The sequence below is a fragment of the Bradyrhizobium sp. UFLA05-153 genome, assembly GCF_054185185.1.
On the sequence record NZ_JBBIAM010000077.1, the window covers coordinates 19,996 to 41,113 of the forward strand.

General features: G+C 60.1%; 21 protein-coding genes, 1 tRNA gene and 2 pseudogenes. 12 read left to right on the forward strand and 12 right to left on the reverse strand.

The features are described 5' to 3' along the window. Positions 1 to 33: 33 nt before the first annotated feature. A complete protein-coding gene (locus tag Q2941_RS33795; protein ID WP_027522117.1) occupies positions 34 to 528 on the reverse strand; it encodes a hypothetical protein in 495 nt (164 codons plus the stop codon). A gap of 197 nt (positions 529 to 725) precedes the next feature. Between Q2941_RS33795 and Q2941_RS33800 the strand changes: the two genes are divergently transcribed. Next, a complete protein-coding gene (locus tag Q2941_RS33800) occupies positions 726 to 995 on the forward strand; it encodes a PsiF family protein (RefSeq protein WP_027522116.1) in 270 nt (89 codons plus the stop codon). Positions 996 to 1,081: 86 nt separating this feature from the next. Next, positions 1,082 to 2,167: an AbrB family transcriptional regulator gene (locus Q2941_RS33805; RefSeq protein WP_458195139.1), complete on the forward strand. Its 1,086-nt coding sequence runs from the start codon at positions 1,082 to 1,084 to the stop codon at positions 2,165 to 2,167. Positions 2,168 to 2,211: 44 nt separating this feature from the next. On the opposite strand, the gene Q2941_RS33810 is transcribed toward Q2941_RS33805, so the two are convergent. Beyond that, positions 2,212 to 2,751: a disulfide bond formation protein B gene (locus Q2941_RS33810; RefSeq protein ID WP_254110650.1), complete on the reverse strand. Its 540-nt coding sequence runs from the start codon at positions 2,749 to 2,751 to the stop codon at positions 2,212 to 2,214. A 154-nt stretch (positions 2,752 to 2,905) separates the two neighbouring features. On the opposite strand from Q2941_RS33810, the gene Q2941_RS33815 reads away from it, so the two are divergent. Together Q2941_RS33815 and Q2941_RS33820 are read left to right on the forward strand one after the other, a co-directional pair. Continuing rightward, positions 2,906 to 2,990, forward strand: a tRNA-Leu gene (locus tag Q2941_RS33815). 222 nt (positions 2,991 to 3,212) lie between these two features. Next, positions 3,213 to 4,583 carry a tyrosine-type recombinase/integrase gene (locus Q2941_RS33820; RefSeq protein ID WP_458195140.1) on the forward strand — a complete coding sequence of 457 codons (1,371 nt, stop codon included), beginning with the start codon at positions 3,213 to 3,215 and terminating at the stop codon, positions 4,581 to 4,583. A gap of 413 nt (positions 4,584 to 4,996) precedes the next feature. On the opposite strand, the pseudogene Q2941_RS33825 reads toward Q2941_RS33820, so the two are convergent. From Q2941_RS33825 to Q2941_RS33855, 7 genes and pseudogenes are all read right to left on the reverse strand, one after another. Next, positions 4,997 to 5,165: pseudogene (locus Q2941_RS33825) on the reverse strand (SDR family NAD(P)-dependent oxidoreductase); the annotation flags it as partial. 44 nt (positions 5,166 to 5,209) lie between these two features. After that, positions 5,210 to 5,464: a ComEC/Rec2 family competence protein gene (locus Q2941_RS33830; RefSeq protein ID WP_458195141.1), complete on the reverse strand. Its 255-nt coding sequence runs from the start codon at positions 5,462 to 5,464 to the stop codon at positions 5,210 to 5,212. Positions 5,465 to 6,039: 575 nt separating this feature from the next. Beyond that, positions 6,040 to 6,321, reverse strand: coding sequence for a hypothetical protein (locus tag Q2941_RS33835; protein ID WP_458195142.1), 282 nt, complete (start codon positions 6,319 to 6,321; stop codon positions 6,040 to 6,042). A 186-nt stretch (positions 6,322 to 6,507) separates the two neighbouring features. After that, on the reverse strand, positions 6,508 to 6,738 hold the full coding sequence (locus Q2941_RS33840) for a hypothetical protein (protein WP_458195143.1): 231 nt from the start codon (positions 6,736 to 6,738) through the stop codon (positions 6,508 to 6,510). 529 nt (positions 6,739 to 7,267) lie between these two features. After that, a complete protein-coding gene (locus Q2941_RS33845; protein ID WP_458195144.1) occupies positions 7,268 to 7,450 on the reverse strand; it encodes a hypothetical protein in 183 nt (60 codons plus the stop codon). A 1,416-nt stretch (positions 7,451 to 8,866) separates the two neighbouring features. Further along, positions 8,867 to 9,040 (reverse strand): hypothetical protein, encoded by a 174-nt coding sequence (locus Q2941_RS33850; protein ID WP_458195145.1) that lies wholly within the window; start codon positions 9,038 to 9,040, stop codon positions 8,867 to 8,869. Between the two features lie 1,257 nt (positions 9,041 to 10,297). Continuing rightward, positions 10,298 to 10,549 carry a hypothetical protein gene (locus Q2941_RS33855; RefSeq protein ID WP_458195146.1) on the reverse strand — a complete coding sequence of 84 codons (252 nt, stop codon included), beginning with the start codon at positions 10,547 to 10,549 and terminating at the stop codon, positions 10,298 to 10,300. Between the two features lie 663 nt (positions 10,550 to 11,212). On the opposite strand from Q2941_RS33855, the gene Q2941_RS33860 reads away from it, so the two are divergent. After that, a complete protein-coding gene (locus tag Q2941_RS33860; RefSeq protein ID WP_458195147.1) occupies positions 11,213 to 11,977 on the forward strand; it encodes an SDR family NAD(P)-dependent oxidoreductase in 765 nt (254 codons plus the stop codon). 121 nt (positions 11,978 to 12,098) lie between these two features. Here the strand turns inward: Q2941_RS33860 and Q2941_RS33865 are convergent, their stop codons facing one another. Beyond that, the gene (locus Q2941_RS33865; RefSeq protein WP_458195148.1) at positions 12,099 to 12,500 is read right to left on the reverse strand and encodes a hypothetical protein; all 402 of its coding nucleotides are present in this window, start codon (positions 12,498 to 12,500) and stop codon (positions 12,099 to 12,101) included. A gap of 1,070 nt (positions 12,501 to 13,570) precedes the next feature. On the opposite strand from Q2941_RS33865, the gene Q2941_RS33870 reads away from it, so the two are divergent. Further along, on the forward strand, positions 13,571 to 13,963 hold the full coding sequence (locus tag Q2941_RS33870) for a response regulator (RefSeq protein WP_458195149.1): 393 nt from the start codon (positions 13,571 to 13,573) through the stop codon (positions 13,961 to 13,963). Between the two features lie 698 nt (positions 13,964 to 14,661). On the opposite strand, the gene Q2941_RS33875 is transcribed toward Q2941_RS33870, so the two are convergent. Next, entirely contained in the window at positions 14,662 to 15,624 is a 963-nt protein-coding gene (locus Q2941_RS33875) for an ABC transporter substrate-binding protein (RefSeq protein ID WP_458195150.1), read from the reverse strand. Between the two features lie 296 nt (positions 15,625 to 15,920). On the opposite strand from Q2941_RS33875, the gene Q2941_RS33880 reads away from it, so the two are divergent. From Q2941_RS33880 to Q2941_RS33905, 6 genes and pseudogenes are all read left to right on the forward strand, one after another. Continuing rightward, positions 15,921 to 16,334, forward strand: a complete 414-nt coding sequence (locus Q2941_RS33880) for a hypothetical protein (protein ID WP_458195151.1) — start codon at positions 15,921 to 15,923, stop codon at positions 16,332 to 16,334. Positions 16,335 to 16,387: 53 nt separating this feature from the next. Next, on the forward strand, positions 16,388 to 16,783 hold the full coding sequence (locus Q2941_RS33885) for a hypothetical protein (RefSeq protein ID WP_458195152.1): 396 nt from the start codon (positions 16,388 to 16,390) through the stop codon (positions 16,781 to 16,783). 132 nt (positions 16,784 to 16,915) lie between these two features. Beyond that, positions 16,916 to 17,670, forward strand: a pseudogene (locus tag Q2941_RS33890) (SOS response-associated peptidase family protein). Positions 17,671 to 18,244: 574 nt separating this feature from the next. After that, positions 18,245 to 18,535: a hypothetical protein gene (locus Q2941_RS33895; RefSeq protein WP_458195153.1), complete on the forward strand. Its 291-nt coding sequence runs from the start codon at positions 18,245 to 18,247 to the stop codon at positions 18,533 to 18,535. 170 nt (positions 18,536 to 18,705) lie between these two features. Further along, positions 18,706 to 18,978 (forward strand): hypothetical protein, encoded by a 273-nt coding sequence (locus Q2941_RS33900; RefSeq protein WP_458195154.1) that lies wholly within the window; start codon positions 18,706 to 18,708, stop codon positions 18,976 to 18,978. Between the two features lie 907 nt (positions 18,979 to 19,885). Next, entirely contained in the window at positions 19,886 to 20,227 is a 342-nt protein-coding gene (locus Q2941_RS33905) for a hypothetical protein (RefSeq protein WP_458195155.1), read from the forward strand. Here the strand turns inward: Q2941_RS33905 and Q2941_RS33910 are convergent. Beyond that, positions 20,198 to 20,458 (reverse strand): hypothetical protein, encoded by a 261-nt coding sequence (locus Q2941_RS33910; RefSeq protein WP_458195156.1) that lies wholly within the window; start codon positions 20,456 to 20,458, stop codon positions 20,198 to 20,200. The genes Q2941_RS33905 and Q2941_RS33910 overlap by 30 nt on opposite strands. Positions 20,459 to 21,118 lie beyond the last annotated feature (660 nt).

Sequence of the window (21,118 nt, forward strand, 5' to 3'; positions counted from 1 at the left end):
GGATAGCCCCGGCCGCTCATCTTACTTCAAAGCTTAGGCTGCGCCCTTCAGGCGCTTGGTGCATTCGCTGTAATAGCCACCGCCTTTCTGGATCCACTTCAGGCCGCCATTGCCGTTGGTCGCCTTGTTGGCGTTGTACTGGTCGACGCACGTATGCATGCGGGCCTTGCCGGCGGTCTCCTTGCTGTATTTCGGATCGACCGCGTTCGGGAAGATCGCGGGGCCAGTGGCAGCCGGCGCCGCAGTTGCGGGCGGAGCGGCTTCCTTCTTCGCCTGCTTAGGTTCGGGAGTTACTGCCGGGGCCGCCGGTGCGGCGGCAGCGGGAGCTGCGGCGGGGCTTGCATCCGCACCGCACTGGGCTTTCCGGAAATCATTCCACTTCATGCTACCAAGCGTGCCGTCCTTCTTGGCCGCCTGATACTTGGCGCTGCATTCCTGCGTGGTCAGCGCCTGGGCCGGCGCGGTCGCGAGCAACGCCGCAACGCTCGATGCCGCAATTGCGCAGAACAATTTTGCCTGATTGGTCATCCTCGTCTCCTCCTTAGATCTGCCCCGGGGGAAGCAAATTGGGATCACTATCCTAGCGTGTCGGCGGCACTGGACAAGGAAGCGATGCTTTTCGCGGCCAAAATTAAGTGATCGCCGTGCGCCCTCCATTCATGTGGCGTTCAGCAATGCGGGCCGACGTTCTCCGCCTTCTCAATTTGCAACCAAGAGTGCAACACATGACCCTCGCCTCGCGCCTCGCCGTCGTCGCCCTCGCCTCCCTGTTCGCCACCGGCACCGCCTTCGCGCAGACCGCGGCGCCCGCCGCAAAGAGCGATACTGCAGCCACCACGACCGACAAGAAGGCACCGAAGCAGCACTCGGCCGAATCGCTCGAATGTTCCAAGCAGGCGGATGCGAAGGGCCTGCACGGCAAGGAGCGCAAGAAATTCCGCTCCGAGTGCATGAAGGAAGCGAAGGCCGGCACCGCCGCCCCCGCCGCGAAGTAATTCCGTCACATTCGCCCCTGGAAGCGCGCATTGCGGCATGACATGGCCGCAATTGTGCGCGTCTTTCCGATTTGCCATAAGGCGGTGTGAAACAGATCACCGCCTCCCTGCCCATTGAGCCGCCGTCCCGCGCCAAGATCAGAAGCGCGGTCGAGACGCTCGTCATCGGCGCGGTCGGCGGACTGGTCTTCCAGTTCGCGAACCTGCCGGGGGGATTGATATCCGGCGCCATGATCGCGGTCGGGATCGCCGCGATCGCCGGCCGCCCGCTCGCGGTACCGCCGATCCTGACGCAGACCGTGCTGGTGCTGCTCGGCATCTCCCTGGGGTCCGTCGTTTCACGTCATCTGATTCAGCAGGTCAGCGCCTATCCGCTGACGATCGGGCTGCTCGCGCTGGCGACCTTCTGCTCGACGTTCGGCTCGAGCTACTACCTGCAACGCATCCATGGCTGGGACCGCACCTCGGCTTTTCTCGCCGGAAGCCCAGGCGCGCTGTCGCAGATCACGATCCTGGCGGTCGAACGCGGCGCCGATCTGCCGGGGATCGCGGTGGTGCAGACCATGCGCGTGATCATCCTCACCGCGGCACTGCCGATGGTGCTGGCGATCGGCGGTGTCGCGCCCTCGGCAGCGCCGTCGCTCACGACCACGATCGCCTCGCCGTTCGAGCTCCTGATCCTCGTCGTCGCGTCGCTCGCGCTATCGCTTTTGTTGCGGCTCGCGAAATTTCCCGCGAGCTGGATGTTCGGTGCGATGATCGCCTCCAGCGTGCTGCACGGAGCGGGATGGATCGAAGGCGGCCTGCCGAACTGGGTACGCGGCGTGGCGCTGGTCGGCATCGGCGCGCTGATCGGCAGCCGTTTTGCGCGGATGAAGATCAAGACCCTTGCCGGCCACATCAACGCGGCGCTCGGCTCGTTCGCGATCGCGATCGCGGTCTCCGGTATCTTCGTCGCGATCGTGGCGCTGACGACCCACGTGAAATCTTCCGACGTCATCGTCGCATTCGCGCCGGGTGCGATGGACGCGATGCTGGCGCTGGCGCTGACCCTGCACATCGACCCGATCTTCGTCGGCGCGCATCATCTGTCACGCTTCGTGTTCGTGACCATCGCAACCCCCGGCATCGTGCATCTGTTCGGACGCACGCAGGACGACGTGGATGATTAGCTGCCAATCCTCATCCTGAGGCGCACGTCTCGAACCATGAGGGATTAGCTTTTCGCGGTTTTGACAAATCCCCACGCCGCGATCGCCGCCATCGCAAGCGAGATGAGCACGTTGTAGCCGGCCAGCGAGAGGCCAAGAAAACGCCACTGCACCTCGTCGCAGCGAATCACCTTCACCGTGTCGAGCCGTGACAGCAGATCGGAGGCCGAGCCGAGGTTGACAACGGGACCGGAGCAATCGGTCGGGCCCTTCCAAAACCCCCATTCGACGCCGGCGTGATAGGTGCCGAGGCCGGCATTGGCCAAGCTCGCCAGCGCAAGCACGGCGAGCCCGGCCAGGAGCAGCGGCCGCGGCGCGCCGCCTCTTGCGGCAAGCGCCGTGAGCGCGCCGAGCGGGATCGCCAGATAGTAGGCGTAGCGCTGCTCCAGGCACAGCGGGCAGGGCAGGATCTCCAGCACGAGCTGGAAGAACCAGGCGCCCGCGATGGTAGCGGCCGCAATCAGGGTGACGGCCGCCGAAGCCGTCAGCGCGGGACTTGCGGCAGCCGAGCTGAACGCTGGTATTGCAGCACTTTTCGTCGTCACGGCAGCCTCTGGGCGTCTAGAATCGACCTAGCCTCTAGCCTCCGTCGAAGCCCCTGTCGAGAACACGCGGGATCACTTTGGCGCGGGTTGACCCCGTCTTTTCCATGGCTATAGTCCGCCGGCTTCGCGACGCCCAGCCACGGGCCGACCGAGGGCCCCTGTGGCGGAACTGGTAGACGCGCTCGACTCAAAATCGAGTTCCGCAAGGAGTGCTGGTTCGATTCCGGCCAGGGGCACCAACTAGGCTGTTCAAACCAGTTCGAAAGCGTCCGCAACCGTCCGCGCAGTGCTCGGAAACCCTTGAAAAATAGGCACTTCCGCGTACATCGGTGTTCGACACCGTTTGTTCTCATCCGATCCCAGCCGCCCGATTTGTTGGTATTTTTGTTGGTATCGTGTTGGTATCGGGAGAACAAACGTTCACGGCGACTTTCGCTATTCCGAACGAAGGAATTGAGCAGATGGCCCGCAAGAACGGTGGCGCGTGCGCCAACCCCGAGCAGATCAGAACCGACGTCGACTGCCGCGCTGCGCGACCGAGATTCGACAATGGCGCGTGGAGTCCCGCCAAGATTTCCGACGTGACTGGCGGCGGCCTCTATCTCTTCGTCACGCCGGACCAGAGCGGGCCCGGCAACGCTGCTTCCAAGCTTTGGCGGATGGGCTATCGCTTCCACGGCCGCCAGAAAACCTACTCCATCGGCCCTTACGGCAACGGCAAGGATGGCACGCTCTCGCTCGCCGACGCGCGGCGCGAGCGCGACAAGGCCAAAGTCCTGCTCAAGGACGGCAAAGACCCAAGCACCGAGAAGCAGCTCGACAAGCACAGGCAGGCGGCCGCTCGAGCTTTCGGGCAATGGGCCGACGAGTGGCTCGCAAAGAAGAAGGTGGAGAAAGTCAAACGCGGCAGGATCGTCGCGGTGCGCGACCCCAAGACCATCGAGGTGCTTGAGCTCCGCGTCGGCTACGTCAAGGATCGCTTCGGCAAGCTAAGCAGGCAGGACATCAAGCGTCCGGACGTGCTCGCGTTCATGCGTTCATACGAAGCCGAAGGAAAGCTGGAAACCCGCGACCGCGTGCGCAGCATCGGCGAGCAAATCTGCGACTATGCCGATGTCGAGGGCGACGGCTACAATCCATTCCGTAACCTGAATGGGCAGATGATTGCCAACATCTCGACGCCGCGTCCCGGCGTCACCGAACCACGTGACGTGACGCGCGTCTTCAAGCTTATCAACGCACCGTGGACGAGAGCGAGGTTTGGTGACGTTGTTGGCCTTGCGTTGCGCTTCGATGCGCTGACCATTCCCCGTCCCGGCATGGTCAATGAAATGGAGTGGAGCGAGGTTGATTGGGATGCCGAACGCTGGACTATTCCAGCAACCAAGATGAAGACCGGCTGGGACCATGTCGTGCCTTTGTCACGGCAGGCACTCGCAATCCTGCGCAGCGTTCAGAAGCTGACCGGCCATCGCCGGTACGCGTTTTCCTGCTCGAAGGACGCGCCGCTATCAAACAACACGCTCAACAAGCGCTTGCGGCTGCTTGGCATTGACACCAAGACTGATCATTGTGCCCACGGATTTCGGACCACGTTCTCGACCCTGTCTCACCACGAAGAGATCAAGGACGCCAAGGCATGGGATGGCGATGTCGTCGAGCTGCAACTCGCGCATCTCGATAACTCTACTGTGGAAGGTCTCTACAAGAAGCACGGACCGCTCGCGCTGATCGGCTCGCGCACGAAGCTGATGCAGCATTGGGCTGATCGGATCGACCACTGGCTCGATCCCAAGAAGGTGATGCCGATCAAGGGAGGCGCGCAGGCTTGAGTCGCCTATCATCAGGTTGGTTAATGTTGCTCAATTCAACCCGTGGCAAGCTCATGTGATAGTCGTCGACGCTTGTGCATCTCGTGCCGGAAGGCGATCGATTTGTTGCGGATCTCGACGAGCGCGCTCCCGATCTCGACGATGTCGCCGGCCGCATTTGTCGTCGCGCTGCGCGTCAGGGCAGATGACCCGATCCATTTCGAAGTTCGTGCGCGCCTTGCCACCCTGACGGAGCCCGCTCGGTGGCAAAGTTAGTTGCCCAGGGGCGGAATCCCGCTTATCCTCATGACACAGAAAGGGAATTCGTGCGCGATTCTTGATAGATGCCACCCTTCGTGCCCTCGACGTAAAAAGCCCCAGAATAGGACGCCAGCGCGAGTTCCGCGCCTCGGCTCCAAGCCCATAATCCACTTAGCCTGAGGAAGGACGACACGCGTCAGTTCGCCCAGCTTGGAAATGAGCCGGTCCTGGAATTCTTGATCGGCCGCCGCACTAGGCTGGCCGCTCCTGCCGGAGATGATGCCAGTAGCGACCGCTAACCAAGGCGGCCCGCTCGTCGCTTACAGCCAGCCAGGTCTGGGTCCAGCGTTCCTGGGCCGCCCATCTTAGTCGAACGATGCCGCGCCTTACATGACGAACGATCTTTGGGTCGCGACCTCCGCGCCCGACAGCACGAGATAGGCAGCAGCCAGCGCCGCGGCCGAGGGCCATTTCTTGATTGGAAAGCTCACGACCAGACCCAGGATCAGCGCGAGCACCGCGCGCACGACAAAGTTTAGGTGCCGGACATCGACCTGCTGCTGCAGAATCTCGGTCCGCCGCAGAAGTGATTTGAACGAGATCGCCGCCTCCTCCTTCTCCCCTTGCGGGAGACGTGCCACTTGCGGGAATACAGCCCCGGCGATGCTGCGAGGGCAGCCGAGTACATTTTCGGATGCTTGGAGGTGAAGCACGCCATTACGTGGCCCCTATCGCATATCGCAAGGGCCTACCTTTTAGGCGCGAGGTTAGCGAGGAAGCGTATGCAAAGATGATCGCCAAGCTGGACCCCTACAAAATCGGCAAGACGAAGAATGGCGGTTGAAAAAAGAAGCGGGACACAGCCATTACTGAGGAGCAACCGTCATGAGCCCCTTCATCCCTAGGACGCTGCGACCATGCAGACCAAGAGTACCTACACCGAAACCTGTGTTCCGATGGCTTAAACGACTAATCTCGATGGCAAACTAAACCGCCAGGGATGATTTGCAAGGTGACTACCTCGGCGCTTTGATCGCGGCATGCCCAAGCCTGTCCGCTGCGAGAACCGCACACCGCCCGGAAGATCACCTTCGGCGAGATGCGCGAGATGGGCGTGCGCGACCTGCCCGTATTCTGCGAGGACTAAAGGTGCAGCACCATTCACGCTGCATGGCTTCCGCCCGGTGAAGCATCATCAGGCGGGTCGAAAAGGGCTTCAACATCGCTGGCCTGTGTAGTTTCTGGTGAAGAGGTTCGGATCGAACGGTTCCCCCCGCGCCTTCAGAGCAATTCCGGCGAATACCCACGCGACGATCCAGCAAATGGACCACAGCAGAAAGCCGAAACCCTTTCCGGCCAGTAAGCCGGCTAAAAGCGAAAACGCGTACGAGAGGAATGGCCATTTGCGGGGCCCTCCGGTCGAGAGCACTGCTCCAATCGAAACCAAAAAAGGGGCGAAGGAGACGGCTATGACCCCGATCAGTTCGGGCGTGTCCATGCTGTGAGTACTCCCTGATAGGAGTTTTTCCTCAGCGTAGTATTGAGCCGGACGTGAGCGAAGTTGGATCGCGAGTTAACGTTGATACCCGCAATGCGAGTTAATCTTGAACAGCGTGCGTTCCGGCCATGGACCGTCTGTCCGAGACTGGCGACGCGTGAGTTAGCGCGCGGCGTGGCAGCCTGGCTAGGCTATTTGAATTTGGCCGTAAACAGTTGCTCCGGGCTCGCCCTTTCCTTCCGGGACGGGTCGGTGCAGCACATACAACACGCTCATTTCCGCATATGCCGTGCCCCTATGCACCTCTATTCGATCACCCGGCGCGGGCAGTTGTAAGAAGCTCAGCGCACCCCAAGATTGGGTGTCACCCTCATCACGTATTTCTTCCAACTTGGCCGTAATCGGCATCTTCAGCACCTCCAAATCCAATATCGAAATTACTCGAACACCTGAACCTTAGCACCGCTCCGCTGCAAACCGGCCGTAACACACGCGCCGCTGCCAGATAAAAATCCTCTCCTCGGCCCGCGAATGCCTAGCGCTGGCTATGCTCTGGATATCGAACCGCTCGAGTCGCTCGATCGGGCAGCGGCTGAGATCTCGGCGGCTGGCATAAAAATGTTCCCCCTTTGATGTATATTTGATGCGCGATTGAAACGCGCACCGCCGCTCGTTGGTTTGGAGGTAATCGAAACTGCTCTCGGAGATCCCCATGAGCGACCACGATATGCTCGTCCTGGCCGGATTGGCCGGCTTCGCCTGGTGGACATACGTTTTTCTGCCTCTGGTCTATTTCTAAACCTGAGGTCGTTGCAGGCCTTCCCCCTCTGCTCGGGCTAACGCGCCCAACGCGCCCGGGAAAATTCCTGCACCCTCCGCCGCACCGGTCGACGCGAGCCCGGCCCGCCGCCGGGATGGTGCCCAGAGTCCGGCACCCGTTTGGCCGTCAGTGCACGGTCGGTTCCTTGGTCTCGATGCGGTAGAGCTCGATGACGCCCTCACCAAACAACTCGTCGAGTGTGAGGTCTTCAAGCTTGGCCTCTGCATTCGCCCTGGTCTCATACACCCATACCTCGGGCATATCGGGCTTAGTGCGGTCGACCTTCCGCACGACAAACACATCTCGCATATTTCTGCCTTCTCCGCGCCCGGCCCTCAGGCGGTGCCGGGCGCTGGCCTGGCCTTGACCGCGGAGCACATCCGGCCCGCCGCGCCCGGCGACCGCGAACGGGTCTCGGGGATTGAGGACGCCCGCTCGCCAGCTGGCAACGCGTGGTGGGGCTTTGGCGTTCCGCCGTGCGTCGCGCGGGGCTTGGGTGGTGTAGGTGCGAGGCTCACTGCTAACGGTTAGCAGTGAGGAACGTAGCAGTCGCAGTCAGCCTTGAGGCGGCAGCGCCCCGCCCTCCGACCCTCGAGGCGCGCCCGCCCTCCTCGGTCAGCCCGGGCGCCCTCGAGGCCGTCGACCACCGGGGCTCTCCGGTGGTCGCGTGCGGGTGCTACCTCGCTTCTCCATAACCCGATGCCGAAGGGTTGGTTGCGCGGTGCCGCACCGCCGCCGCCCCAGTGTTCGGCGATGGGAGGGCGGCGACGGGGCGCGGGGCGCCGTGAAGGGGGTACGGCGCCGTAAACACGCGCCCCCTAGCAACGCCTGCAAGGCTGGTCGGGTTTCCGGAACGCTGACAGATCAAGCGTGGTTCAATTTGGGTGTGCCCAATTCAAACCAGACAATCCTGAGCCTCCATAGGGGCGGCATGGGAGAGATAACCTGCGTTAAAGAAAACAAGAATAAGCCATGAAACTCCAGCGTGTCGTCATTTTTGATACAACTGATCAAACAGGGTGCAGGCCCGCCCATCGTGAAGATTGAATGTTAGGAACGTCCAGCTGACGGCTCCATTGGTTCAAATTCGGAAAACCATGGAGCCTAGAATGCGGAAGACAATTATTACGGTCCTACCAGCTGTGGTACTCGCAGGGGCCGCTAGCGTTGCATATGCCCAATCTAGCGGATCCGGTAGTGCAGGCGCTGGGGTCGGCACCGGCGGATCGACGGGCATGGGCGGCTCGTCGTCGAGTGCAGGAGGCGCCGGGACTACTAGTTCTGGAGCCGGGGCTGGTGGCACAACTGGCTCGGCTGGCGGATTGCAAAAGGGCGCCATTCACCCCGGCAGCCCAGACGATTCGACTCGTCGCCGGAGGCGATACTGAAAGACCGGCGGGCTGGACCTCGGTTGCGACTGTCCAGCGCTCCCGGATTCTGTCGCCGTCGATAAGTTAGCCGCCAATTCCTGTTAGGAGCCGCCACTAGGGCCCTCTTTCGGTTACTGCTTTAGGAACGAAGACTTCGGGAGCAGGTTGCCAACTCGGTGCTTGCCCCTGACAAACAGGCACCATCTCTGCGTGATGAAGGCCCCAGCTTATCCCCCGAAGCTGGGGCCTATTCTTTGCAGTCCACCCTGCCCGCAATTGAGAAACGAAATTCTGTAACAGTGAGGCTTTCAGAAACTTCTGCTGCGCGATTACAATTCCCTCGCGCACCGGGAATTTAATTTTGATGCTTCCTCCGTGCAGTCACATAGCCGTTTTCGCAATGTTCGATCTCACGCACCTTGCGAGCATATGTCAGGTATTTGTTGATTAGATCATAGTCGTTGGGACTAAACCGGATTTGCTTTTCCATTGCGGCGAGATCTTCGCGCAGCGCGGCAGGGTCCAACATCGTAGTCCCTCCTTCGCAATGTACACACGACGCCAATGGGAGCGGAGATCGGTCCGGGGCCGCCCATTTGACGGTACTATTCGCCGGAGTGCCCTAGTCGTTGCGCGGCGATATCAGCCACCCGGCAAAGTTAGTAGTTTCCTTCTGGCGGTCCTTCCCAAGCAGACTGTCTCGCTTGTGCCCTGGTGGAAAGGATTTGGCCTCATCGCTCAACTGCCGCGCTTCTAGGTCGAGCCGGGCCTTCAGCGAAGCCTTACGTATTGTTCAACACATCGGACTGCCAGTCGCCGCGAGCGCCGTTGGTGAATGCTCGGTGAATGATCCATTTAATCGCCGTTCAAGAGGAAGGACGTTTTGCCATCGCGTTAAACCGGTGAAGCGTGTGACTGCATCAGTGGTCACGGATTGAACGCAATCCCATTCGCCGGCTAGCCCGTCAGTTGAGCGGGGCTGGCTCGAGCTGCACGAGAGCGGGACCTATGTGCGGCTCCTGAAGGCTGAGGCCGCCAACTGAGGCGACCCTCACCGCGTAGAAAGGCTCGTGGCAACTGCAGCCAAACTCAGCAAGCGTTACCCGCGCCTCCGCCCGCCCGAATGGAAAGCCAAGAAGACGAAAACGCCCAACAGCGCAGCCCAGATCAAGAAGTGTTCAGCAATCATGCCCGCCCTTCCGTTGGCAAATTTGGGAAAGCATGAAACGGGCCAACCATCTGGCCAGCGGTCCTTTAACAATGCGAAGGAAGCCCGCCATTGGCGACGGGCTCAAGGCTAGGGAGAAAGCGCCATGAAGGACGCCGCAAAAGCCTACGACGAGTCGCCCCAATGCGGTGTGTCACGATCGACACTGTGGACAACAAACCACTGCTGTCATCTACCGACATACGGCACAGAGACACGCGGCCGTTCGCGTCCTTAACTTCATCACTTACGTAAATTTCGGATTCGTGTTGTCGCCAATTCCAGGAACTCTCTATCAGCCGGGCGGGATGGTCTGATGCTCGACCTGCGTACCCGCACGGTTAGGGGCCAACTGTCGAGAGATGGCGACCCCGCCGGGGCTGGAGGTTTCATCTGTGAGCGATCGAGGCTGGGGACGACCTTTCGAAGATCCGATCAAGGTAGATGGGCGCAAGCTGGTGACGCTGCGGCCATCCGCCGGCTGGTCGAGATCGGGTTGAGGGCGAAAAGCGAACCACTCAGCCGGTTTGCACTTCGCAAGCGCCTGCCCTTTCCGATTGATAATTTTGAATGCTCGTATCAGCGGTGCCGCAGACCGCCGTGCACATTCGGAGAGTGGGCCGTGATCAGGTTTTTGTGCTTCCGGGCCGCCGCTTCGGCCTCGCGAGCAAGTCGTTCAGCCTTTAACCTCTCGCGGTTTGTATGAAACGCCGCTTGGATGCGTTCGTACTCGGACATCGCTACTTTGGCATCGGTTTCCTTGAAGACCCTTTGCGCCTCACGTTGGGCGGCAGTGGGCGGCTTCCATCCGTAATTTTTATGGGCGGTCATTCCCTCCTCCTTCGGTGATAGCCGTGGGGGCTCGTTGGGTCCGACCGTGAAAGTCTCTTCCTGTTTTTCAGTTACCGCAATCGAATATTTGCCAGTCGTTGCCGCGCCGGCCATAGATCCGCCCGGCTGGCTCACGGTCACCTGCAACGGGATTACGGTCCATCACTTCGCGCAGAGCGCACAGAGGCCGATTACGAGGCTTGGCGCCAGCAACGCGACTGGACCGCCTGGAAGGATGCGCGACCCGGCGCTGCCACTGCCCACACAGCGGTCAGAGGGGATTGCGCGCTGCTTCTGCGGCGAGGTAGTCACCAACCGTACTCTCGACGCTCACGTTCGCACCGCCTACCGCCTAGCCGCCATATGAAGTCGGCCCCATTGGGTTTGGTCTATCCGAAGCCCGCCCTACTGCCGCGGGAAAGATCAGGAAAGGAAGGAAGGAAAAATGACCGTCTGTCCAATTTCAGTGAGGATCGAGCCACGCGAAAGCCTATGGTCGCAGTTACAGGGAAGCGACGCGTCTACTCAATGTCCGCTACGCCCGGTAACGACCAACTTCCGCATCGCAAGGGAATGACGCGACGGCCACCAACCAGAGGCGAGCCGCGAGCCACCTTGCTGCAGAGGCGACAGGGTGATTGAATTGCCGCTGGAGATGTCACTATGGGCAAGCTCGAGGGGAAGACGGCGATCGTCACAGGCGGCGCAACCGGCATCGGCCGCCACTACACGGAGGCTCTCGCGCGAGAGGGTGCAACCGTGGCTATTATCGACATCGGAGACTGCGATGCAGCGGCCAAGGCAGTCAATGCCTGTGTCGGTCGCATTGCCTGCCTAAGCTTTTTGACCGATGTCAGTGACGAGACGGCTGTCAAACGCGTGGTTTCGGAAATTCTAAGTAGCGCCGGTCGAATAGATATTCTGGTCAACAATGCCGCGATCTATTCGAGCCTTCCTCCGATCCCATTTTCAGACATCGAAGTTGCACAGTGGGACAAGGTCATGGCCGTGAACCTGCGCGGACCCTTCTTGATGGTAAAGCATGCTGCGCCAGCGATGATCGCCAGGAAATACGGCAAGATTATCAACATCAGTTCTGGCACGGCTTACAAGGGTGCGCCGCTGATGCTGCATTACGTCACCTCGAAAGGCGGTATCGTTGCATTTACGCGGGCATTGTCACGCGAACTCGGCCCGTACAATATTTGTGTGAACACTTTGGCACCCGGACTTATCCAGACCGAAGGTACCCATGCCAATTCAGGTCGCAGAGCGGTTGCCCGCGATCCGGCTGTCGAGAGCAGAGCACTGAAACGGGACGGCTATCCCGCTGACCTGATTGGTGCGTTGATCTTTCTAGCCGCAGAGGACAGCGATTTTATGACTGGCCAAACGATCGTCGTTGATGGGGGATCAATCAATATTTAGCAAGGGGCGAACTGGATGACAGAGACCGTCAGCACTGATCGCCCGCTCGTCGCCTCTCGGCCGCGATCCAGAAAGTCCGCGTGACTGGTGAGCACGCTGGGGCTCGAACCCGGGACCCCGTTCATGTGGCGCCCCCCAACGCGAAGCAGTAGACGGTATCGACGGGGTTCTTCGCGAAGCCCGGCGGCGGAGCGCAAAGGTGATTGCGGCCGTCGGGATTATCCCTGTTCCGCTCTATTTTCTGGGACGGAATCAGAATGTATTTCCCGTCCTCCCGGCGCTTCGCATAGATCTTGCCGTCGACAGATTTGATTTCGGTCGGGTAGCAGTCCGCATTGTTGCAACAGCTGAACGCCGGATTATCAGGCATGTGCCACGTCGAATAAAACCTCTCGTGCAGAAGCTGATCCTGAGCGGGATGGTGGCGATGAGCGGCCTGGTTCTGCTCACCCTCCTGGGCATGGACGAGCGTTGCCAGAAGGCCAAGAGCGCTCAAGAGGAGGAGCTTGCAAAGAGGGTTCAAGGCGCAGTCTCCTTGCTCACAACTGCAAAATGGTGCGCAATCTCCGGATGATCGTTGCTACAACCGTCTCAGGCCGTGGAGTGATATCGGCTTCGCGGGTCTTTTTTTAAAAGATCCTCTCCCTTCCGCTCCGTACCTTGGGGCGGCAATTGAACTGCCTTTTCCCTTGTTGCTCTAGCTTCCTTGATTAGTCGCTCGCCCAGCGTCTTTAGCCGGTGGCGTTTCACGAACGTCCTCCCGTCGCGAAGTACGCTTTGCTCTAAAAAATCTCCCGGTTGCTCTAGCGTTCAAGGGGGAACATTACACCTTGTATCCGTCAAGCGGAACATCAGTGCATCGCCCCGAGGTTCGCAGCCCCGCCTGTGAGGTTTTTCCGACCCCGGCCGTACGATTCCCAGTTGCGTGGCGCAACTGGGAAATTGGGTTTTCACAAGACGCAGTTATCGCGTGCCCGCACCGTCCTCGCCCATTCTCGCGATCTCGCCGGCGCCGCTCCCGGTGCGCGAACGATGGATGTGGACATCATGGACAGTGATGCCGCGCGCGAGGCGTGCACTATTCCGTTGCCGCGTAGTTGATTGGTGCCTGAACGGCGGCGTGGTGACTGAGCTTTATCTCCTTGACAGCCAAACCAAGCACGAGACCTGCCATCACCATAACCAGCGGTCGAAGTTCTTCTCGACAAAGCATGCGGGATCAACGTGCGCTGCGTTCATTCAGTTCCCCTGGTCTGGCGCGCTCGGCCAACTTTGCCTTAACGAAATCCGGTCTTCCCGTCGAAAAAACTGAGCGTTCCGATCGGAACTAGAGATCGCAACTGTGGGCGCTCGTGCCTCTCCGTACTCCATGTAAAGCTGACCAGCGACCAGCATCAAGCCAGCCCAGACCAGAGTAAGCATCGCAAGTATCAACTGATGGGTGTCCTTCATCAGCGCCACAAGCCCCTGCGTTACTCAAGGTGAGCGCGGTTCCGCCATCGACCGTTCCTTTGGTGACGGAACCGCGGTGCGGAACGCTATCGTGGGTCGGCCTTTGTCATAACGAGGCAGACGCATTGAAAGGTGGAACAGATGGCCCACCATAGCGAACCTTCTATGAAGGAATGTCGGATTCTGATCATCGAGGACGAGTACTTTCTCGGAGATGATCTCGCGAACGCTCTCCGGGCGCTCGGCGCTCATGTGGTCGGGCCGGTCACTGAACTCGCCGACGCGATGTCTGTCGAGCACGATTGTTTCGATGTCGCCGTGGTCGATCTCAATCTGCGCGGTTGCTCATCTCTTCCGGTCGCGGACGAACTCATGCGTGTCGGAAAGCCCTTCATTATCACGACTGGCTACGGTGCTGAGACCATCCCCGAGCGCTTCCAGCATGTGCGACGATGGGAGAAGCCTTACGATCTTGAGGAGGTCTCGGCTGACGTTGCCGATCTGTGTCGCCGCGCGCCGCGCCTCGCGGCGTAGTGACGTCCGCCCACAGTGTCCGGCTAAGTCGAAACCCGGTCGCGCCCCTTGCCCCTGTTCCGGCGCGGGTCGTCCTCAAGCCAGACGTCGGGTCCTTTGCGGCGCGCAGGAAAAGCGGGTACGCGCGACCGCCCTTACTGAAAATATCTGCTGCGAGAAAATTCGTGGTTGCAGTTGCAGGACAGCCCTACTCGGTGTCCGCTATGCCCCGCTGGGACGAAAATTCCGCATCGCCGCGAAATGACGCGAATGGGATGGACCGGCCGCGCTCCCGCCCCCAACAGCTCTCAGAATGCGTGGGGGGCTTGTCAGGAGCAGGAGCACCGCCATGCCTCGCAGGTCCACCATTCGCGCAGTCGCCACCATCGGAATTGATATGGGCAAGAACACACTTCACATGATCGGCCTGGATTCGTTGGGTGCCATCGTGTTGCGAGAGCGGGTCTCGCGCGGGCGCATTACCTCAAGGCTTGCGAACCTCCCACCCTGCTTAATTGGCATCGAAGCGGGGATGGCAGCACACTACGTTGCGCGGGACCTCGCGGCGCTTGGCCACGACGTGAAGCAAGTTCCTCCGGCATATGCGAACCCGTTTCGACAGGGACACAAGAATGACTTTCGAGATGCTCATGCTGTGACCAAGGCCGTGCAGCGACCGACGACGCGGACGCGGACTCATGCGTCGCGGCAAGCGAATCCTATTCGATCACCTCGTCGGCGCGGATGAGGAACGATTGCGGCACGGTAAAGCCCAGCGCCTTTGCCGTCTTCAGGTTGATCACGAGTTCGAATTTCGTTGGCTGCTGCACGGGCAGGTCGGCGGGCTTGGCCCCTTTCAGTATCCTATCGACGTAGACTGTGGCCTTCCGATACGCGTCGGCCTCATCGGACCCATAGCTTAGCAAGCCGCCCTGGTCGGCGAAATCCCGAATGAAGGATACCGCTGGCACCCGATATCGGAGTGCCAGTTCGGCAACCCGCCGGATCGGCAAACTGGGCTGGACGATCAGTGCGTCCGGTTGCCCCTTCTCCAATGCCGAAAAGGCAGCTTCGAGTTCCGCGCTGCTGTCGATCATGATCGGATCGATCGTAATCCCGGCAGCTGCCCCGCTGCTGTCGATCCGGCGTAAGAATGGCTTTGAGAAGGGATCGGGCACATTGGTCAGGGCCGCGATGCGATGCGCCGCCGGCATCAATTCGTGGACGACATCGACTAATTTGCCCGCCAGCTCCGCGCCGATGGCGGCCATGCCGGTGACATTGCTGCCCGGCTGGGCGAGGCTCACGACGAGCCCCGTTTCGACCGGATTGCCCACCAGTGCCATCACAATCGGGATCTGATGGGTTGCCTGCCTAGCGGCGAGGGCTGCCGGCGTGAACCAGGCCACAATGATATCCACTTTGAGCCGCACCAGCTCCTCAGCCAAAGCAGGAAGCCGGCTTGCCTCCCCCGTGTCCGATCGAAATTCGTATCGAACGCTTCTTCCTTCGATGTAGCCGAGCTCGCGCATATCCTGCTGAAAGAGCCGCCAAAAGCGGTCCGAGGCGGGAGATCCGACAACCAGAACGCCGATGGTCGGCATTTTCGGCTGCTGCGCGGAGGCGGCGAATGGCGCGAGAGCACCCGCCGCGCAGAATGCAATGAGATCGCGGCGTCTCATTTGGTCCTCCGACGGCTCGTCAGCACTGGATTATAGCAGACCGGGTCAGAAAAGCCTCACCGCTTGCCTTGGCGATCAATACGAGTTGCGCTCAGGGGCATTCGCGACCGGCTGAGCCAGCGGCAAGTCCAGGCATCGTCCGCTATGCCGCCGGAAGCGGAAGTGAGTTACCCTGCCGCGACGCAGCGAACCGAGAGCGTCTGAGATTGCGTCGCCTCCGTTGTGCTCCGTCGTGTTGTCCACCGCAATCCGTAGCGGCTTGCCGATCCCGCGCGCGCGAGCGCATCCTCTCCCGCATGGGCACCAAATCGCGCGAGACCATCTACGGCGGCTCGGTCCGGGCAGCGGCAGAGCGGGCGGCGGAAGCACGCAAGCAAGCCGACCGGCTCGCCTGCGAGGCGTGGAATAAGCGGATGCTGGCCCTCCAGGGACCGGCGCAGCCGTCGCCGACGTTGGGCGACGCCCTCAACGCGGGTTACCTCTATCTTGAAGTCCGATGCCTCGGTTGCGACACCAATCAGACCGTCGCCCTGGACATCGTGCGGCGACCGAAGACAACGTCGATCCATGAACTGGAGCGTTACATGCGGTGCAAGGATTGCTCAGAAGTGCTCGGCTATCCGTACAAGAGAAGCCACCTCGTTGCGCTGCGGAGAACCAAGATCTCGGCGAGCGATCCGCCATCGCATTGGTGGCCGGGGGAGCGGTGAATCTGATTTAGCCAAGCCGGCTGCTGGCGATGCCTAGAAGGGGATCATCTAAAATGGATTCCTTTACTGTTGCACCCGAACTGAGGGGTACGAAAGGCGATATCGTCGCTGCCAGAATCGAAGTGCCCATTCTTGTTGTAATGATTTACGGTATCGTCGGATTCATTCGATGGGGCTGGTCTCTAGATCACTACTTTTACACTTACGCACCAGTTCTAGGCGGCGTTGCTGCCTCGGTAGGTCTTTTTACCTACTTTTTTCTTGTATCAGTGGATCGCAAGCGGAGGCGGAAGACTCTCCTAGTTCAGCTCGGACTTCTTCCATATCTCTATTCGCTATACATCATCGGATTTCTTGGCCTGTACACGATATTTGAAGGCGTCGTCGGAGTGTTCTCATTTTGGTCAATGATCGGTGGGTCTTTTGGGTTTTTCTTGGATTTCATCTGAGCTATCGGTTTTATCGGATGACAGAGATCGTCAGGCAACACGATGAAAAAACGACGTAGGCTGACTCAAGGTGATGAAAGCTAGAAATAGCATTAGGTCACTCCAGTTAGCGAAAGGGACAGAATCGGTTTAATGTGCAACCTCTACAGCATCACCACCAACCAAACCGCGATCATCGCGCTATTCCGGGTCATCAACCGATATGTCGGCGACCTGCCTCCGATGCCGGGTGTATTTCCAGACTACCCGGCTCCGGTGGTGCGCAACGCCGACGGCGAGCGCGAGATGGTACTGATGCGCTGGGGCATGCCGCCGCCACCGCGCACCGGCGGGCCGCCGGTCACCAAAACGCAACACGTCGTCGCCGCACTGGCGGGTGGCTCAAGCCAGAGAACAGATGTCTGGTCCCCGCCAAGAGTTTCGCCGCTGTCCATAGCGACCGCACCAGCCGAAACTGCATAAAGTTCACGCATCGTTCACGAGCGGTTCCTGCCGATTGGCCGAAGTTGCATAGTTTTCCCGTCGCTGGCTACCTGCCGCCGCCCATCCATAAATCAGAATTTAACGGTGTCAGTGATGGGCAGGTTGCATAATTTTCCCGGTGATGGCTGTCTGCCGCCACCCACGCGGTTCAACGGCGACCGGGCCACGAAGTCCAAGCCGGTGCCGGGGCCGCATCAGGTCTACGGCTTCCTGACGACGACACCGAATGCGATCGTCGCGCTGCCCCCAAGGCAATGCCAGTGATCCTGACGACGGACGAGGAGCGCGATGTCTGGATGCGCGCGCCGTGGGATGAGGCCAAGGCATTCCGGCGAGCGTTGCCGGATGATGCGCTTAAGATCGTGATGCGCGGTGCGGATAAGGAAGATCGCTGGCCGTACTAAGAAGATGGTCACCTCACCGTCCGCTGCGCTATGCCCCGCAGCAGACCTGATGTGATCGCCCGCAGCTCCGCGAACGACGCCTTCCATGCGTCTCGGGCGCTGGAGCCGATTGCACCCAACGGCGACTGCATCTCCAGATTAGTCATTTCGCGTTGTGGTTGGATTTTTAGCCGCGGGACCGCTCTATTTGGTTGAAGAACGAAATCCTGCTGAAACAGAAGGCTGCTAAGAGCACGACAAAGCTCTAGCGGTTAAAGCTCTAGCGGTTTTGGGCTGCGTTCCAATTCGCATCGGAAGAGCACCTGATGGCTTTTTCGAGCTTCCGGTGTGTGAAGAGGTTCACATTGGGCCGCCGCCAATAGCGCTAAGTTCAATACTGAATTTGTGACCTCTGTAGTCAGAGGCGATGCACCATCATCGTAGGCACCGTTTGCGCCTTCCCTCTGCTTTTCAAAAGAACAAACAAACGAAGAAGAAATTCCCCTGTCCCCGACCCGCCCACGACGGCGAATTAGGGCTCCACTTCATCGATAGAATTGTAGTGGGTATCAGTTTCTCGAGGGGAGGATCTAGCATGACACGTCTTGCTCTGATCGCAGGCATTGCTGCCGTCGCCGCAACCGCCGGAGCATCGGCCGCAGAGCTGCCAACATTTGAAGTGATGGGGTTTCCGATCTCGCGACATCAGGTTGCCGTCATGGGGTCGGCCGATGTTGAAGAACAGTCAGCCGTTCCCGCGCTGACCCTACAGGGCATGCCTGCTTCTCCAACTCAGATCGCGATTTTGACACCGCGTTCGATAGTGCTTCAGGCAACCGCCGAGAGGCTGACACCGACCACCGTTGGCCTCACTGTTAAACCCTAACTCGCCCATGGTTGCCGCGACGCAGTACCTACCGCACCCTCTGGATCAACAAAAAACGGGTCGGTCTGGTAGCAGTTTCACATCGGTTCACGGGTGGTCGAGTCAGATTAAAGACACCACCCAACGGCTGAATATTTCGTATGCGCATCCCTTAGCGAGGAGAAATAACCATGCGCTTTACTTACATCGTAGTTGCGACAATCGCCGTGACGATCACCACTCCCGTCGTCGCCGAGCCAAGTATTACGAGCTATTACCTCGTTCAAGACAAAGAGACGAAGACGTGCAAAGTCGTGGACGTTAAGCCAACTCCTAACGGGGTTCCTACGCTTGTTTACGAAAGTCGCGCGTTGGCTGAAGCTGCTATTGCTCAAGCATCCGCGTACGACTTTTTTGACTGCAGCATCACCGGTTCATCTACTGACGTCGCTCAAAAAAATTAGAGCGTGTGTGGGCGCCCGACGCGTGTTGCACCAAGCCATCGATGGGTGGATGGGGACGTCAAGGCCTCAGTATCCCGCCAACCCGGACCTGGCCTCTTTCGTGCGCGCTCGCGGATGACAATCGCAACAACGCCGCCCGCTTGAAATGAGTGCGGGCGACGTTGCTCCAGCCCCGAGAGGGAACTAACACGATAAGTATTTAGTGTGCACGATCCATGCCAAGGTTTGTGTCTTGGGTGGGACACTACACTCGCTTTGGCAAGTTAGGGACACTGGCGAAGAAAGCCCGCCTTCGGTCACGCACAAAAGGCGGGCTAAGTAGGGGCATCAAACCTAGGAGGAATGACGCTATTATTGGTTCACGGGGCGGGGTTAAAGGTTCACCCGCGGGCTTTCCGTTCGCGACAGGGCTATTGACGACCCGGAGCGAAGCTCGACGCGCCGTGTTGACCGCCGCGGTCATGTGGATTCGGAACCGCCGCTTGCATCGTGTGTCCCGGGCTGAAGCCGGACGCGCCGTGACGCCCGCCGCGCGAGTGCGGGTTTGAAAACGCCGATTGCATCGTGTGCCCCGGAGTCGCGCCCGATACCGAAGCGCCATGCCCGGTACCGCCGTGCCCAACACCGCTCGCCCCGCCATGTCCGGCTCCAACACCGGATGCACCAACGCCAGCGCCAGCACCGGCTCCTCCGCCGCCTCCGCCAGCACCGCCGCCCCCTCCGCCGCCGCCTCCGCCAGCGAGCAGTGGGCCGGACCCTGCGATCAACAATGCCGGTATGGCGGCTACTGCAATAAGCTTTGCTATCCTCGTCACGATGATCTCCTCCGCGTCTTCAATTCCGCGTGCGAGGCAACCCGGCGCGTTCGTTCAAAATCGGGCGCACAAAGGGCAGATGTGCGACCGGATTGGAAGAGCTGTACAAGCTAGACGATGCCGTCACGTTCATCACCAACCTAGAGCACCGGCATGACGCGCCGGAATGGGAGGCGGCGATCGGGACGTTGGCGCTGATGGTTGATCTCTTTGACGGCTCAACGACGTCCCGCGCACGCCAGGCGAGCTTTGGCGTTCGGGGGCGCATCTTGCAAGCAGATTACGGTGCCGCCGACGCTGCCGGTCAGCTTAGCGTTGCTGGGACGCAGTACAAAGCCGGGTCACCAATTGAAGGCCGGCTCTCCAAGGTCGCTCTGATCAATGCAAGTACGGTGATGCCCGCCTTACCGCATTTCAAGCTCCTTGATCGCTAGAGCCGCAATTTCCGCCGGGTGCTGGACACCGCTTTGGGCGATCTGGATGATCTTGTGCGCAAGCATTTCCGTGAGCGGGTCGTCCCGATCCTTGACGCAGAGAGTATGGAGCGCTTGCGCGTAAGCTGCCGTGATGCGGCTAACTTCTTTACGCTCCAGGTCGTGGGTTTGTAATTGCAGGTAGATCGACATTTCCTCACCCCCTTCGAAGCCCATGATGAGAAAGGGCATATCCTATCACAGGAACCCGCTCACGGCCGTTAAACTACGTTTGCTTTGAGCAGCCGTCTCTGCCCCACGGATCAAGATCGGTACGTTGCGCGTTACTACGGCGGCGGCAGCGACCCGTGCACCGCAAAGAGGCTATGCACATCGAGGCCAACGGTGGCAGTCATGGCGGACACCCCTCCGACCTACGCTCATGGTGCATCCCCCGGCTTAGAGCCGGAGCATCGCCGGGCGATCTGCAACGAGATTGGCGAGCAACTTCGCAGCGCCCTCGCGGACGACGTCGCGCCGGTACCGTCGCACTGCAAGGGTTGGTAGAGCGGCTTACCGAATTGGACGGCGGCGCGCCCCCGATCGTTCCTGACCGCCAAGACGATCCTCCATCCCTGCCGCTATGGAAGCGTGTAGTGAGGTTGTGGCGGGTCCTGCGAAACGACCCTTGAGAGGTGGGGACGCGCGACCGCCCGGTTTCCGCATATTTGGCAGCGCCCTTTGGCTGCCAGCGGACCTATCCACACCCACGACACTCGGCAGCCTGGCGGGGCCGTGAGCCCAAACAGGTCGACAATTTGCCTGCGGCGTCACCCAGCGCTTTAATCGGGCCATGCCAACTCTCACCCGACGCCCGCCAGGGGGAGAGCTGGCTGATCTACCGCAGCGATG

Bases quoted from the DNA above. Each gene is read 5' to 3' on its own strand.
- Q2941_RS33795 (WP_027522117.1), bottom strand. From the start codon at position 528: ATGACCAATCAGGCAAAATTGTTCTGCGCAATTGCGGCATCGAGCGTT.
- Q2941_RS33800 (WP_027522116.1), top strand. From the start codon at position 726: ATGACCCTCGCCTCGCGCCTCGCCGTCGTCGCCCTCGCCTCCCTGTTC.
- Q2941_RS33820 (WP_458195140.1), top strand. From the start codon at position 3,213: ATGGCCCGCAAGAACGGTGGCGCGTGCGCCAACCCCGAGCAGATCAGA.
- Q2941_RS33835 (WP_458195142.1), bottom strand. From the start codon at position 6,321: ATGGACACGCCCGAACTGATCGGGGTCATAGCCGTCTCCTTCGCCCCT.
- Q2941_RS33845 (WP_458195144.1), bottom strand. From the start codon at position 7,450: ATGCGAGATGTGTTTGTCGTGCGGAAGGTCGACCGCACTAAGCCCGAT.
- Q2941_RS33850 (WP_458195145.1), bottom strand. From the start codon at position 9,040: ATGTTGGACCCTGCCGCGCTGCGCGAAGATCTCGCCGCAATGGAAAAG.
- Q2941_RS33855 (WP_458195146.1), bottom strand. From the start codon at position 10,549: ATGACCGCCCATAAAAATTACGGATGGAAGCCGCCCACTGCCGCCCAA.
- Q2941_RS33860 (WP_458195147.1), top strand. From the start codon at position 11,213: ATGGGCAAGCTCGAGGGGAAGACGGCGATCGTCACAGGCGGCGCAACC.
- Q2941_RS33870 (WP_458195149.1), top strand. From the start codon at position 13,571: ATGGCCCACCATAGCGAACCTTCTATGAAGGAATGTCGGATTCTGATC.
- Q2941_RS33875 (WP_458195150.1), bottom strand. From the start codon at position 15,624: ATGAGACGCCGCGATCTCATTGCATTCTGCGCGGCGGGTGCTCTCGCG.
- Q2941_RS33880 (WP_458195151.1), top strand. From the start codon at position 15,921: ATGGGCACCAAATCGCGCGAGACCATCTACGGCGGCTCGGTCCGGGCA.
- Q2941_RS33885 (WP_458195152.1), top strand. From the start codon at position 16,388: ATGGATTCCTTTACTGTTGCACCCGAACTGAGGGGTACGAAAGGCGAT.
- Q2941_RS33895 (WP_458195153.1), top strand. From the start codon at position 18,245: ATGACACGTCTTGCTCTGATCGCAGGCATTGCTGCCGTCGCCGCAACC.
- Q2941_RS33900 (WP_458195154.1), top strand. From the start codon at position 18,706: ATGCGCTTTACTTACATCGTAGTTGCGACAATCGCCGTGACGATCACC.
- Q2941_RS33910 (WP_458195156.1), bottom strand. From the start codon at position 20,458: ATGCCCTTTCTCATCATGGGCTTCGAAGGGGGTGAGGAAATGTCGATC.